Origin of the sequence: Pseudoduganella plicata, from assembly GCF_004421005.1 — a bacterium.
Classification (GTDB): Bacteria; Pseudomonadota; Gammaproteobacteria; order Burkholderiales; family Burkholderiaceae_D; genus Rugamonas; species Rugamonas plicata.
This window is the reverse complement of sequence record NZ_CP038026.1, coordinates 1,151,186-1,165,043: the sequence shown is the minus strand read 5'-3', so window position 1 is coordinate 1,165,043 and position 13,858 is coordinate 1,151,186. Positions and strand designations below refer to the sequence as shown.

The following is a 13,858-nucleotide window of genomic DNA, read 5'->3' as shown; positions in this document are numbered from 1 at the left end:
ACCCCTTGAAATATAAACCCTGAGAATTCAACAACTTAGCTCTTCCGGAAGGTTTCCGGAAGGCGCGCACCCGCGAGCCCCGTTACTGTGCGGCTCAACTGACGAACAGCAATCTTAACATTTCCCCAAGAAAATTAATGCCCGAATTAAATTCTTTTTCCAGTAATGAAGTATTTTCGCAACGCTACCTGAAGCCGTTGCTGATCGATCCACTGGAGGACCGGCTCAACGCGACACCGGACTACGCGCAGATCCTGCCGCCGGGTGCGGTTGCCACCGGGCGCGGTGCGATCAACGACAAGTCCGGCGTCTATGCCAGCAACAGTGGACTGCGGGCGCGCTTCGTGCGCACGCCCAATGGCTGGCTGTATGGCGATCACGTATTGCTTCAGTGGCAACAGCCGGGCGACGTCACCCATGAGCGGGAGTCCGAGCAGGACGTGCAATACGGCGTGTCGGTGTCGGAGCAGCCGGACATGGCGGGCGTGCCGCGCCTTACGGTCGACATCTATGGATCGCTGATGCGCTACGAGCGCGATGCCGTCAGCCAGCGCCTGTGGCGGGGGCGCCAGGCGGACCTGGGGCGGGGCTGGGCGCGGGTGACGCTGCATTGGGCATTGCAGCTGCAGCTGATCGCCGACGCCAATGGCCGGGTCAATCTGATCAGCCGCGCACGCAAGTCGGCCCCGGTGGCCGACGCAGGCAAGTCGGGTGGCTATATCGCTTCCGACCCGCTGGCGCATCTGCTGCCCCTGCCGCGGCTGACGCATGCGTGGGACCACGGCAGCGCGAGCCTGTCGGCCGTGCAGGATTACCTGGTCAGCCGCCTCGCCGCCGCGATCGAGCCGGCGCTATACGTCGATCCGCAATGATGCAGGCGCTGATGGCCCACATGACGCTGTACCCGGAGGCCATGCCGGGTCGTCCGCTGTTCGTCGTCCGCGACGGGTCAGGGCAGCCGCTGGTCTTCGTGATCGATGCGGCCGGCCGGCTGTTGCTGCTGCGGGCAGGCGCCTGGAAAGCCATCGGCCTGCCCGGGCCCGTCACCCGGGCCGACATCCGCCAGGCCGTCGACGGCACGCTGTCCGTCGCTCTGGCGCTGGTGGACGGCACGATACTGGTCGCCACCGGCGTTGCCTCCACCCGGACGGACGGCTGGCCGGAGAGCCTGGCACCGTGCTCCGGACTGCCGGCGGATGCGCAGGTCACCCGGCTCGCGTTCGGGCCATTGCAGGAAGGCGCGCCGCCGCTGTTGCTCGTTGGTGCGACGGCGGAGGGCGCAACGGCGACGTGGTATGGCAACGCGGCCACGCCGGCACAGGGCCTGCGTCCGCTGCGCTTGCCCGATGGCGCATGCGCCGTCGGCAGCTACCGGCTGCCGGGCGCCTGGACGCTGCGCGAGGGTGCGCTGCGTTTCACGTCGTTCGATACGGCCGGCTGGAAGGTAGACGTGGCCTACCCGCACCTGCCCGCCGCCACGGCCAGCGTGCTGCTGGCGGCAGGTTCCATGCCGAATGTGCCGGACGTGTTCGCGGCCGGCGCATCGATCGTCGTCTACCGGGGCAACAACCCGGTGCCGCAACGGGTGGCCGACGTCGCGGGTGCGCGGCTGGTCTGGAACGCACGCAGCGAGGCCGGCGAATATCTGATCTATGCGGATGGGGACGACGCGTTATGGCTGGTATCGCGCCCGGCGGGCGGCGCGTGGCGGACACCGGCGCCGCTGACGCCGCAGCGCGCGGTGCCGATGCTGGCCGATGACGGTATCCTGCACATGGCCACCCTGCACGGCGACACGCTGACGCTGTCGCGCCACGACGTGCATGGCGCACTGCTGGAACAGACGGCGATTTCGCTACCCACCAATGAAAATGGCGCCGCCACTATCTAGATAGCGGCGGCGCCATGGGCGGTGCGAAGATTACTCGTAAGCGCTGATCGGTGCGCAGCCGCACATCAGGTTACGGTCGCCGTAGACGTTGTCGGCGCGGCCGACGGTCGGCCAGTACTTGTTCTTGCGCAGCGACGGCAGCGGGTAGGCGGCCGTTTCGCGGCTGTACTTGCGGTCCCAGTTGTCGGACGTAAGCACTTCGGCCGTGTGCGGCGCGAACTTGAGCGGGTTGTTGGCCTTGTCGAACTCGCCGCTTTCCACCTTGGCGATCTCGCCTCGGATGGCGATCATCGCATCGATGAAGCGATCCAGCTCCGCCTTCGATTCCGACTCGGTCGGCTCGATCATCAGGGTGCCGGGCACCGGGAAGCTCATCGTCGGCGCGTGGAAGCCGAAGTCCATCAGGCGCTTGGCCACGTCCTCGTTGCTGATGCCGGTGGCATCCGTCAGCGGACGCAGGTCCAAGATGCACTCGTGCGCGACCAGGCCGTCGTGGCCGGAGTACAGCACCGGGTAGTGCGGCGCCAGGCGACGGGCGATGTAGTTGGCGTTCAGGATCGCCACTTCCGTCGCGGCCGTCAGGCCCTCGCCGCCCATCATGGCGATGTACATCCACGAAATCGGCAGGATCGAGGCCGAGCCGAAGGCTGCGGCCGAGACGGCGCCGATGCCGTTCTCGTTGCGGGCGTAGCCCGTGGAACGCTGGTTCGGCAGGAACTCGGCCAGGTGCGCGCCCACGCCGATCGGACCGACGCCGGGGCCGCCGCCGCCGTGCGGGATGCAGAACGTCTTGTGCAGGTTCAGGTGCGAGACGTCGCCGCCGAACGAACCCGGCGCGGCCACGCCGACCAGCGCGTTCATGTTGGCGCCGTCGATGTAGACCTGGCCGCCGTGCGAATGCACGATGTCGCACAGTTCCTTGATGCCTTCCTCGAACACGCCGTGCGTGGACGGGTACGTGACCATCACGCACGCCAGGTTCTTGCTGTGCTGCTCGGCCTTGGCCTTCAGGTCGGCCAGGTCGACGTTGCCATTCTCGTCGCAGGCGGTCACCACGACCTGCATGTTGACCATCGATGCCGATGCCGGATTAGTGCCGTGCGCCGACGACGGGATCAGGCAGATGTTGCGATGGCCTTCGCCGCGCGACTGGTGGTACTTCTGGATCACCAGCAGGCCGGCATATTCGCCCTGCGAGCCGGCGTTCGGCTGCAGCGAAACGGCCGCATAACCCGTGACCGCACACAGCATGTCTTCCAGCTGGCCGATCATTTCGCGGTAGCCGACGGTCTGGTCGTCCGGGGCAAATGGGTGAATGTTCGAGAACTCGGGCCACGTCACCGGGATCATTTCGCTGGTGGCGTTCAGCTTCATCGTGCAGGAGCCCAGCGGGATCATCGTGCGGTCCAGCGCCAGGTCCTTGTCGGCCAGGCTGCGCAGATAGCGCAGCATTTCCGTTTCGCTGTGATAGCGGTTGAAGACGGGGTGCGTCAGGTACTCGCTGGTACGGGCCAGCGATTCAGGGAAGGCCTGTTCGACACTGGCTTCGACGGCGGCGAAGTCCGGCGCTTCCTTGCCTTCCGCGAACACGTTCCACAGCGCGGCCAGCGTGTTGCGGTCGGTGGTTTCGTCCAGCGACACGCCCACGTGCTGCGCATCGATCTTGCGCAGGTTGATGCCGTTCGCGACGGCGGCCGCATGCAGCGCTTCGGCGCGGTCGGTGCGGATCGTCAGCGTATCGAAGAACGACTCGCTGGTCAGCGTGTAGCCCAGCGTACGCAGGTAGCCGGCCAGCACGCCCGTATAGCGGTGCACGCGTTGGGCGATATTCTTCAGGCCTTGCGGGCCGTGGTAGACGGCGTACATCGACGCGATCACGGCCAGCAGCACCTGCGCGGTGCAGATGTTGGACGTGGCTTTTTCGCGGCGGATGTGCTGTTCGCGCGTCTGCAGTGCCAGGCGGTAGGCCGTGTTGCCCTGCTGGTCGACGGTGACGCCAACGAGGCGGCCCGGCATCGAGCGCTTGTAGTCGTCGCGCGTGGCCATGTAGCCGGCGTGCGGGCCGCCGAAACCGAGCGGCACGCCAAAGCGCTGGCTGTTGCCGACGACGACGTCCGCGCCCCATTCGCCCGGAGGGCTCAGGAGGGTCAGCGCCAGCAGGTCGGCCGCCACGACCACCATCGTGCCGTTGGCCTTGACCTTTTCGACATCGGCGCGGTAGTCGCGCACGGCGCCATCGACGCCAGGGTATTGCAGCAGCACGCCGAAGGCGTCCGTCACGCCGGCAAGTTCGGCCGGATCGAACGTCTTCACCTCGATGCCCAGCGGCTCGGCGCGCGTGCGCACCACTTCCAGCGTCTGCGGCAGCACGTCGTTGGCGACGTAGAAGGCTTTCGATTTCGATTTGCCGACGCGCAGGATGAGCGTCATCGCTTCGGCCGCGGACGTGCCTTCGTCCAGCATGGAAGCGTTGGCGATGCCCATGCCCGTCAGGTCCGCGATGGCCTGCTGGAAGTTCAGGATTGCCTCCAGGCGGCCCTGCGAGATCTCCGGCTGGTATGGCGTGTACGCCGTGTACCAGGCCGGGTTTTCAAAGATATTGCGCAGCACGACGCCGGGCGTATACGTGCCGTAGTAACCCTGGCCGATCAGGGAGGCCAGCACCCGGTTCTTCTTCGCCAGACCCTTCAGCACGGCCAGCGCTTCCTGTTCCGGCTTCGGCTCGAAGAACTGGCCGAGGGGCAGGGCGCTCTTGTTGCGGATGTGCGCCGGGACGATGGCGTCGATCAGCGCGGCGCGCGAGGCGTAGCCCAGCGTGTCGAGCATCGACTGTTGTTCGGCGGTGTCCGGGCCGATATGGCGGGCGATGAACGCATCGCGGGCTTCGAGTTGGGTCAGGCTGGTGCGGGTCATGGGAGATCTCTTGGGCCAAAGAAGAAAGGCCGGCATGGCGCCGGCCCGGTACTGCGAAGATTTAGGCGGCGGTGGTCTTGCCGTAGGCGGCTGCGTCCAGCAGGCCGTCCAGCTGCGACACGTCGGCAGGTTTCAGCTTGAACAGCCAGGCGTCGTACGCGTTGGCGTTGATCGATTCCGGCGCACCGGCGACGGCTTCGTTCACTTCGGTGATGTCGCCCGACAGCGGCGAGTAGATGTCCGAGGCGGCCTTGACCGACTCCACCACGGCGGCATCGTCGCCGGCGGTGAAGCTGGTGCCGACCTTCGGCAGTTCGACGAACACGATGTCGCCCAGCGCATCCTGCGCGAATTCGGTGATGCCGACCGTGACGGTGCCGTCGGACTCCAGGCGTACCCACTCGTGGGACTCGGTGTACTTCAGCTCTGCAGGAATATTGCTCATGTGTGCTCCAAAAGGGGTGTTGTTGTTGATGGCCCGCGCAAACAGCTCTTACGCAGCGAGGATTTTACCGTTACGGACGAAAGGCAGCTTCACGACAGTGGCCGCCAGCTTCTTGTCGCGGATCTCGACATGGACGGTATCGCCAACCTGCACACCGGTTGGCACACGCGCCAGTGCGATGGCCTGCTGCATTGTCGGGCTGAACGTGCCGGACGTGATCTCGCCGGTATCGCCATTGGCGGCGATGACTTTCTGGTGCGCGCGCAGCACGCCGCCTTTTTCGCGCAGGATCAGGCCCACGAACTGGGCGTTCTGGCCCTTGGCCTGCAGCGCGGCCTTGCCGATGAAATCGCGCTCGCTGACCAGGTCGATGGTCCAGGCCAGGCCCGCGTCCAGCGGGTTGACCGATTCGTCCATGTCCTGGCCGTACAGGTTCATGCCCGCTTCCAGGCGCAGCGTATCGCGCGCGCCCAGGCCGGCCGGCTTGACGCCTGCGGCGGCCAGCGCGTTCCACAGCGCTTCGGCCTGCGTCGCGGCGACGCCGATTTCAAAGCCGTCCTCGCCCGTATAGCCGGTGCGCGCGATCATCGCCTCGCCAAATGCGGTGCCCGGCACCAGCGCCACGTTGAACGGCTTCATGTCAAGCGTGGCGTCTTTCGCCTGCGGGATCACTACCCATACTTTCGCGCGGGCGTTCGGACCCTGCACGGCAATCAGCGCCATGGCATCGGCGCCGTCGCGGCGCTGCGTGATCGTCAGGTTCGTACCCCAGGCGTGGTTCTGCGCGTTCATCCAGGCCACGTCCTTCTCGGCCGTACCGGCGTTGACGACGAGACGGAACCAGTCTTCGGAAATGAAATACACGATCAGGTCGTCGATGACGCCGCCTTCGGGATTGAGCATGCACGAGTACAGGGCCTTGCCGGACGCCTGCAGCTTGTCGACGTTATTGGCCAGCAGGCGGCGCAGGAAGGCGCGCACGTCCGCGCCCCGGATGTCGACAACGCACATGTGGGCCACGTCGAACATGCCGACGTCCGTTCGGACGGCATGGTGTTCCTCGATCTGCGAACCGTAGTTGACGGGCATGTCCCAGCCGCCGAAATCGACCATGCGGGCGCCAAGGGCGCGGTGGGCGTTGTTGAGTGGAGTTGCTTTGAGCGTCATGACTTCCTCGGACCGGTTATAGGGTTAACGGCACAAGCAAACAAAAGCCGAAAGCGTAAGCCGACAGCATTGTCCACGGTGATTCGTTACCCCTCTGTCCTCGGTACCTGAGAGATAGCGGCCAGAGTGACCGCACGCCCCTTCGGTGGGCTGCCCGGCAGCCGCTCTCCAGAGTTTGACCGCAGCCTCGACAATCGCCGCGCTGCGCCCCTGACCGGTCCTTTTGCCTGAGAGTTTTTGGGTAGTGCCCCTTCGGCGGCAGCATGGCTGCGCTCTCCCGATCAAGGATCGGGACTATATGTCAGTTGGCAGGGGGTGTCAATCTGGCAGGGGTTGTGGTGCGGTTCACGGGTTCGGGCAGACGGTGTAACTGTCGAGGAATCGCTGCACCGGCCCGCTCCGACTGCATTCCGGCCGGCTTCCGGTCGTGCGTCCGAAAAAAACCGCCTGCGCTAGAATGCAACCCACCATTTGGAGAGGTATAAAAACTATGAGCGAAGACAAGCAAAAACTGGATGGGGCGGCGTGGTTCACGTTGTCGGGCGACGTCAACAGCGATATGGTGCACCGCGTGTTCGATGCCGTGGCCGACATGACGGAGGATGGCGTCGAGACCGCCCATATCCTGATCCAGTCCAACGGTGGCTATGTCAGCGACGGGCTTTGCCTTCACAATTACCTGAGCAACCTGCCGATCAGGGTCGTCACCTACAACGGCGGCGCCGTGGCGTCCATTGCCGTGATCCTGTTCCTGGCCGGGCAGGAGCGCTATGCCAGCGAGACAGCGCGCTTCATGGTGCACAAGTCGCACGCCAGCGCGCCTTCGGGGGCGCGGCCGGATGCGTTGCGCATCATCGTCGAGGGCCTGCAGGCCGACGACGCACGCACGGAATCGATCCTGCGCAAGAATGTTAACCTGTCGGACGAGCACTGGGCCGTGCACGCCTATTCCGACCTGCACCTGACCGCGCGCGATGCCGCCAAGGTCAACCTGATCGACGAGGTGCGCGACTTCCGCCCGCCCAAGGGCAAGCGCGTTACCAATATCTGAGCGCCGCCTGGATACTGCGCATGCAAGAGGGCCTGGCAGGTTTTCCTGTCCAGGCCCTCGGCGCTGTGGGATCCGGTCCTGCTTCGGCAACGCTCCCTTATTTACCTTTCGACGAAGACTTCTTGCCGTCGTTCTTGTGGCTCTGGCGGCCGGCCTCCACGTGCTGCTCGTGCGTGCCGCCCTGCGTTCCCCCCGAGCTGGCGCCGGAGCGCGAACCCTGATCCCCGGACTGCTTGTTGCCGCCACTGGATGAACCCTGCTTGCTGCCACCGCTTTTCTGATTCGAGGCCATTTTGCTGTTCCTTTTCAGTTGATGGAGAAAGTCACCCGCCGCAGCCGCATCGGGCCGGGTCAGACGGCAACGACATTGCGCCACAAGGTGCGGTTGCAGATGTCGGTGCTGAAATCATGCGTTTTTGCTCAGATCAAAAATATCGGAATTTACCGTCCTGGCATGTAGGACAAGGCCTTCTGCGGCCTTTGGCGCCTCATCAGCGTCCGAGTCAACAGAGGGACGGAGCTGAGACGCGCGGACGGTAGAATGTACTGTTGCCATACGGTAAGGTATGCCAGAATAGATGCAACATCGCGGATTAGTTCCAGGAGCGTGGCTGTGGATGGGTTTAATCGGCATTTAATGTAAACGCACTATCCTGCAGTACCGGCAACGTTCGGGAAAAATGAATAGGGCCGCCGGTGAGCGGTGTCGCGGAGCGAAAGGCAAGAGGAATGATGAGTGGATGGAGCGCGCTGTCGGCGCTGGGAAGCATTTCGGTAACAGGGCCGCTGGGCATCGCCATCGCGGTCTGGCTGCTGGCCGGCCGTTCGTGGCGGCTATCGCTGTCGTGGTGCCTGATGTTCGGCGCCGGGATGGCATTGGTGGTAGCGACCAAGGTGGCCTATGTCGGCTGGGGCATCGGCATCCCGGAAATGAAGTTCGCCGGCCTGTCCGGCCACGCCATGCGTGCCTGCGCCGTCTTTCCGGTCGTCTTCTACCTGGCGGTCCGCCGTATGGGCTCGCCCGCGCGCCGTGTCGCGCTGGGTGCAGGCACCGTACTGGCACTGCTGATCAGTTTCTCGCGACTGCCTGTGCTGGCGCATTCGATGTCCGAAGTCGTGCTGGGCGGCGCCGTCGGTTTTGCCGTGGCCGCCGGCTTCGTCTTCCAGGCCCGCAGCGAGCATCCGGCCACTGTCGGCCGCGTCCTGCTGGCGCTGTGCATGCCCGTCATGCTCGTCATGCCGTTCACGGAGCCCGTGCACACGGAGCGCTGGGTGCAGCAGCTGGCGTTGCAGCTGTCCGGACGAACCGCACCGATCGAGCGTGCCTGGAAGCTGGGCCAGGACAAGGCGCGGCCCTCGCACGATGCGCGCCGTCCTGCGCGCGACACAGTGGGCCAGCCTGTGGTGGCGCCGCGCTTCGCAATCTGATTCCCGGCGATCCGCCTGAGATGCGAATTTGTCCAGATTGCAGGCCCGCGATGGTATGATAGCCACCTTTCCAACTGTGCCTTGCCGGGCGAAGAACAGATTACAAAGTGCGTCTATCTTCCATCAAATTGTCGGGATTTAAGTCGTTTGTCGATCCCACCAATTTCCAGGTGCCGGGCCAGCTGGTCGGCGTCGTTGGTCCCAACGGATGCGGCAAGTCGAACATCATCGATGCCGTGCGCTGGGTGCTGGGCGAATCGAAGGCCTCGGAACTGCGCGGCGAGTCGATGCAGGACGTTATCTTCAACGGCTCCACCCACCGCAAGCCGGCCGGGCGGGCGTCGGTGGAACTAGTCTTCGACAACAACGACGGCAAGGCTTCCGGCCAGTGGGGCCAGTATGCGGAGATCGCCGTCAAGCGCACGCTGACGCGCGATGGCACGTCGACCTACTACATCAACAGCCAGCCGGTGCGCCGGCGCGACATCCAGGACATCTTCCTCGGCACGGGTCTCGGCCCGCGCGCCTACGCCATCATCGGCCAGGGCATGATCGCCCGCATCATCGAATCGCGCCCGGAAGAGCTGCGCGTCTTCCTCGAGGAGGCGGCCGGCGTCTCCAAATACAAGGAGCGCCGCCGCGAGACGGAAAACCGCCTGCAGGACACGCGCGAGAACCTGCTGCGCGTCGAGGACATCCTGCGGGAACTGAACAACAACCTGGAGCGGCTGGAAGGGCAGGCGGCCGTCGCCATGAAATTCCACCAGCTGCAGGCCGACCAGGACGAGAAGCAGAAGCTGCTCTGGCTGCTGCGCAAGAACGAGGCGCAGGCGGAACAGGTGCGCTATTTCCGCGAGATGGAGCAGGCGCAGAACGACCTGGAGGAACAGACGGCGAAGCTGCGCGGCGTCGAGCTGTCGCTGGAGCAGATGCGCCAGGCCCACTTCGCCGTCGGCGACCGGCTGCACACGGCGCAGGGCGCGCTGTACCAGACCAATGCGGAAATCGGCAGCCTGGAAGCGCAGATCAAGTTCGTCGTCGAGTCGCGCACGCGGCTGGCGCAGCAGATCGCCACGCTGACGGCTCAGCGCGACCAGTGGCAGCAGCAGGCGGCCGAATACGGCGGCCAGATCGACGAGGCGGAGTTCGAGCTGGAGGAGCTGGCGGCGAAGGTGGAAGAGTCGCGCATGATGGCCGAGCAGAAGGCGGAATCGCTGCCGATGCTGGAAGCCCAGTGGCGCGCGGCGCAGGAGCGCAGCACCGAATCGCGCGCCCGCATCATGGGGGCGCAGCAGCAGCTCGAGCTGGAGTCGGCGCACCAGCGCAACGCGTCGAACATCCTCTCAAGCCTGGCCACGCGGCGCGAGCGCCTGCAGCAGGAAAAGAACGGCCTGGCCCCGCCCGACTCGGCACACCTGGAAAACCTGCGTTACCAGCTCGAGGAAAAGCAGCAGGCGCTGGAAGAGCAGCGCATGATGCTGGACGAAGCCCTGGAACAGCAGCCGCGCATGGAAGAAGAGCGGCGCGAGGCGCAGGCGGCCGTGCAGCGCGAATCCGCCGCCAACGCCCAGCTGGAAGCGCGTCTGAACGCGCTGCGCCAGTTGCAGGAGCGCGTGCAGACGCAGGGCAAGGTCGTGCCATGGCTGCAGAAGCACGAGCTGAACGAGCTGCCGCGCCTGTGGCAGAAGCTCCAGATCGAGGAGGGCTGGGAGACGGCGATGGAAGCCGTGCTGCGCGAACGCACGTCGGCCCTGCAGGTGTCGAACATCGACTGGGCGAAGCACTTCCTGGCCGACGCGCCGCCCGCCAAGCTGGCCCTGTTCGCGCCCGTGACGACGGCGCCCGTGCCCGATGCGGCCATCCCGGGTTTGCGTCCCTTCATCGACCTGCTGCAGCTGAACGACCCGGGCCTGCGCGGTGTCCTGGCCGACTGGCTGTACCACGTCTTCATCGCCGAGGATGCGGCGCAAGCCTTTGCCGACCGCGGCAGGCTGCCGGCAGGCGGCTGTTTTGTGACGCGCCAGGGCCACGTGATCGGCCAGTCCAGCGTGCGTTTCCATGCGGCCGACTCGGAGCAGGAAGGCATGCTGGGGCGCCAGCACGAGATCGACAACCTGGGCAAGCAGCTGCGCGCCCAGGCGCTGCTGGCCGAGGAGGCGCGCTCGCGAGCCGTGCGCGCGGAAGCGGCGGTGGCGACGCACGGACGGCTTGTCGCCGACCTGCGCCAGAAGATCCAGAGCCTGACGTCGGCCGTGCACGCGCTGCAGATCGAGGTGGTGAAACTTTCCGAGGTCGAGTCGCGCTACCGGCAGCGCAGCACCCAGATCGACGCCGACCTGGCGGAAATCGCCGCGCAGGAAGCGGAGCAGATGCAGGTCAAGCTGGAGTCCGAGGAAAAATTCGAGCAGCTCGACATGGAGCTGGCCAACCTGCAGGGCGAGCACGAGGAAGGCCAGACCGCTTTCCTGCGGCACGAGCAGCGGCTCGCGGAAGCACGCGAGGCGCTGCGCGAACTGGAACGGCGCGCGCAGGAAGCGCAGTTCGCGGAGAAGTCGGCGCGCAACCGCATCGACGAACTGCGCCGCAGCATCGCCACCGCCACCACGCAGGCCGCGCAGGTGACGGAAAGCCTGCAAGCCGGCCGGCTGGAGCTGGAAGGGCTGGAGGCGGGGACGGCCAACGAGGGCCTGCAGGAACTGCTGGACCGCCGCTCGCAGCAGGAGCGCGCGCTGGCCGATGCGCGTCATGAACTGGACCAGATCACGCAGCAGCTGCGCCACGCCGAGGACGCGCGCGGCCAGGGCGAGCGCAGCCTGCAACCGCAGCGCGATCGCATCATGGAGCTGCAACTGAAGGAACAGGCGGCGCGCCTGAACCAGGAGCAGTTTGCCCAGCAGCTGGCCGAAGTGCAGGCCGATGAATCCGCGCTGGCGTCGAAACTGCATCCCGACATGAAGGCGCAATACCTGCAGGGCGAAGTAACGCGCCTGACCAACGCCATTGCGGCGCTCGGCGCGGTCAACCTGGCCGCGCTGGACGAATTGTCCACTGCGTCCGAGCGCAAGAACTTCCTCGACTCGCAGAATGCCGACCTGACGGAGGCGATCACGACGCTGGAGGATGCCATCGCGCGCATCGACAAGGAAACGCGCGACCTGCTGCAGGAGACGTTCGACAAGGTCAACGGCCACTTTTCCGAGCTGTTCCCGATCCTGTTCGGCGGCGGCCAGGCAAAACTGATCATGACCGGCGACGAGATCCTCAACGCCGGCGTGCAGGTCATGGCCCAGCCGCCGGGCAAGAAGAATGCGACGATCCACCTGCTGTCCGGCGGCGAAAAAGCGCTGACGGCGACGGCCCTCGTGTTCTCGATGTTCCGCCTCAACCCGGCGCCGTTCTGCTTGCTCGACGAAGTCGACGCACCGCTGGACGACGCCAACACGGAGCGTTTCTGCCGCATGGTGAAACGCATGTCCGACCAGACCCAATTCCTCTTCATCTCGCACAACAAGATCGCGATGGAGATGGCCACTCAACTGATTGGTGTGACGATGCAGGAGCAGGGCGTATCGCGCATCGTGGCGGTGGATATGGAAGCCGCCGCCAATTTCGCTTCCGAGGCACAAGCAGCATGACAGATTTTCAGACCAGTTTGATCGCAGCGGCCGGCGTGTTCGTCGCCGGCGTTTTCGTCTATAACAAGTGGCAGGAGCACAAGGCCAAGAAAAGCGTCGAGCGCGCGTTCGCATCCGAACATGACGATGTGCTGATGCGCAAAGGCGAGGAGCCGGCTTATGGCGCGGACGGCGACCTGGCCGCGCGCAGCGAGCCAAGCTTCACGCTGGGCGACGTGTCGATGGTGGACGGCGGCTCCGGTGCCTACGGCGCGCCTGCCCACGAGGAACCCGTCGCGCCGACGCTGGCGCCGGACGTGGAACCCGTACTGGCCGAGCCGGTGCTCGCCGAACCCGTGTCCGCGCCTGCCGCCACGCCGCACCTGCAACCCGCAGTGGCCGACGTTCCCGGTGCGCGGCCGGCCGACCCTGCCGTGCGCAGCGAGCCGCAAATGACGGAGACACTGGCTGACAAACCGGCCGAGATCGCACCGGAGCCGATCCCGCCGGTGCCCGTGCGCGCCGCCGATGCCGCCGTGCCGCGCGCCGAGCTGGCCACGGCCCTGGTCGATCCGCTGGTGGACTGCCTGCTGCCGCTGGAGCTGGCCGCGCCGATGCGCGGCGAAAAGCTGCTGCCGGCACTGCACAAGCTGCGCCTGGTCGGAAGCAAGCCGGTGCACTATATCGGCCTGGCCGTCAGCGGCGACTGGGAACCGATCCAGCACGGCACCGTCTACACGAAGCTGCAGGGCGGTGTCCAGCTGGCCAGCCGCACCACGGCGCTCAACGAGCTGGAATACTCGGAACTGGTCACGCGCCTGCGCAGCATGGCCGATGAAATCGGCGCCGAACCGCACGTGCCGGACATGATCGAGGTGATGGCCGAAGCGAAGAACCTGCACCGCTTCGTCGCCAGCCACGATGCGCAACTGGGCGTGAACCTGGCGGCAAACGGGGCGCCATGGGCAATCGCCACGCTGATCGGCGCGCTGGAAAAGCAGGGCTTCGACGTGCGTCCGGATGGCCGTTTCGTCATGCCCGATGGCGAAGGGGGCCAGCTGTTCACGCTGTCGACCAACGTTTCTCCGGCCGAGGAAACCACGCCGCGCCTGACGTTGCTGCTGGACGTGCCTTGCGTGGCCCCGGCCCGTGACGGCTTCGGCGCCATGATTGCCTGCGCCAGGGCGCTGGTGCAGCGTCTCGACGCCGTCATCGTCGACGACTACAACCAGCCGCTGACCGATGCCGCGCTGGCCGAAATCGCCGGCCAGGTGAACGACTTCTATGCCGACATGGACGCGTCGGACATTCCGGCCGGCTCGACCCGCGCACTGCGCCTGTTCAACTAA

General features: G+C 65.7%; 10 protein-coding genes and 2 riboswitches. Of the genes, 6 read left to right on the top strand and 4 right to left on the bottom strand.

Annotation, left to right across the window (positions count from 1 at the left end; all coding sequences use genetic code 11):
* The first annotated feature begins 137 nt into the window (after positions 1-137).
* The gene (locus E1742_RS05010; RefSeq protein WP_134383836.1) at positions 138-872 is read left to right on the top strand and encodes a hypothetical protein; all 735 of its coding nucleotides are present in this window, start codon (positions 138-140) and stop codon (positions 870-872) included.
* On the top strand, positions 869-1,891 hold the full coding sequence (locus E1742_RS05005; RefSeq protein ID WP_134383835.1) for a hypothetical protein: 1,023 nt from the start codon (positions 869-871) through the stop codon (positions 1,889-1,891). Before E1742_RS05010 ends, E1742_RS05005 begins: the two co-directional genes overlap by 4 nt.
* Positions 1,892-1,921: 30 nt before the next feature.
* Here E1742_RS05005 and gcvP read toward each other — a convergent pair whose 3' ends face one another.
* From gcvP to gcvT, 3 genes are all read right to left on the bottom strand, one after another.
* Positions 1,922-4,804 (bottom strand): aminomethyl-transferring glycine dehydrogenase, encoded by a 2,883-nt coding sequence (gcvP, locus tag E1742_RS05000; RefSeq protein ID WP_134383834.1) that lies wholly within the window; start codon positions 4,802-4,804, stop codon positions 1,922-1,924.
* A gap of 61 nt (positions 4,805-4,865) precedes the next feature.
* Positions 4,866-5,249, bottom strand: a complete 384-nt coding sequence (gcvH, locus tag E1742_RS04995; RefSeq protein ID WP_134383833.1) for a glycine cleavage system protein GcvH — start codon at positions 5,247-5,249, stop codon at positions 4,866-4,868.
* A gap of 48 nt (positions 5,250-5,297) precedes the next feature.
* Positions 5,298-6,416, bottom strand: coding sequence for a glycine cleavage system aminomethyltransferase GcvT (gcvT, locus tag E1742_RS04990; protein WP_134383832.1), 1,119 nt, complete (start codon positions 6,414-6,416; stop codon positions 5,298-5,300).
* Positions 6,417-6,500: 84 nt separating this feature from the next.
* A riboswitch (glycine riboswitch) is annotated at positions 6,501-6,598 on the bottom strand.
* A 23-nt stretch (positions 6,599-6,621) separates the two neighbouring features.
* Positions 6,622-6,706: riboswitch (glycine riboswitch) on the bottom strand.
* Between the two features lie 200 nt (positions 6,707-6,906).
* Here gcvT and E1742_RS04985 point away from each other — a divergent pair.
* The gene (locus E1742_RS04985; protein ID WP_134383831.1) at positions 6,907-7,467 is read left to right on the top strand and encodes an ATP-dependent Clp protease proteolytic subunit; all 561 of its coding nucleotides are present in this window, start codon (positions 6,907-6,909) and stop codon (positions 7,465-7,467) included.
* 97 nt (positions 7,468-7,564) lie between these two features.
* Here E1742_RS04985 and E1742_RS04980 read toward each other — a convergent pair whose 3' ends face one another.
* Positions 7,565-7,759, bottom strand: coding sequence for a hypothetical protein (locus E1742_RS04980; RefSeq protein ID WP_134383830.1), 195 nt, complete (start codon positions 7,757-7,759; stop codon positions 7,565-7,567).
* Positions 7,760-8,196: 437 nt separating this feature from the next.
* On the opposite strand from E1742_RS04980, the gene E1742_RS04975 reads away from it, so the two are divergent.
* From E1742_RS04975 to E1742_RS04965, 3 genes are all read left to right on the top strand, one after another.
* Complete coding sequence (locus E1742_RS04975; RefSeq protein WP_134383829.1) at positions 8,197-8,895, top strand: phosphatase PAP2 family protein; 699 nt, start codon at positions 8,197-8,199, stop codon at positions 8,893-8,895.
* Positions 8,896-9,002: 107 nt separating this feature from the next.
* Positions 9,003-12,530, top strand: coding sequence for a chromosome segregation protein SMC (gene smc / locus E1742_RS04970; protein WP_134383828.1), 3,528 nt, complete (start codon positions 9,003-9,005; stop codon positions 12,528-12,530).
* Positions 12,527-13,858 carry a cell division protein ZipA C-terminal FtsZ-binding domain-containing protein gene (locus E1742_RS04965; protein WP_134383827.1) on the top strand — a complete coding sequence of 444 codons (1,332 nt, stop codon included), beginning with the start codon at positions 12,527-12,529 and terminating at the stop codon, positions 13,856-13,858. The genes smc and E1742_RS04965 overlap by 4 nt, the downstream gene beginning before the upstream one ends.

Bases quoted from the DNA above. Each gene is read 5' to 3' on its own strand.
- E1742_RS05010 (WP_134383836.1), top strand. From the start codon at position 138: ATGCCCGAATTAAATTCTTTTTCCAGTAATGAAGTATTTTCGCAACGC.
- E1742_RS05005 (WP_134383835.1), top strand. From the start codon at position 869: ATGATGCAGGCGCTGATGGCCCACATGACGCTGTACCCGGAGGCCATG.
- gcvP (WP_134383834.1), bottom strand. From the start codon at position 4,804: ATGACCCGCACCAGCCTGACCCAACTCGAAGCCCGCGATGCGTTCATC.
- gcvH (WP_134383833.1), bottom strand. From the start codon at position 5,249: ATGAGCAATATTCCTGCAGAGCTGAAGTACACCGAGTCCCACGAGTGG.
- gcvT (WP_134383832.1), bottom strand. From the start codon at position 6,416: ATGACGCTCAAAGCAACTCCACTCAACAACGCCCACCGCGCCCTTGGC.
- E1742_RS04985 (WP_134383831.1), top strand. From the start codon at position 6,907: ATGAGCGAAGACAAGCAAAAACTGGATGGGGCGGCGTGGTTCACGTTG.
- E1742_RS04980 (WP_134383830.1), bottom strand. From the start codon at position 7,759: ATGGCCTCGAATCAGAAAAGCGGTGGCAGCAAGCAGGGTTCATCCAGT.
- E1742_RS04975 (WP_134383829.1), top strand. From the start codon at position 8,197: ATGATGAGTGGATGGAGCGCGCTGTCGGCGCTGGGAAGCATTTCGGTA.
- E1742_RS04965 (WP_134383827.1), top strand. From the start codon at position 12,527: ATGACAGATTTTCAGACCAGTTTGATCGCAGCGGCCGGCGTGTTCGTC.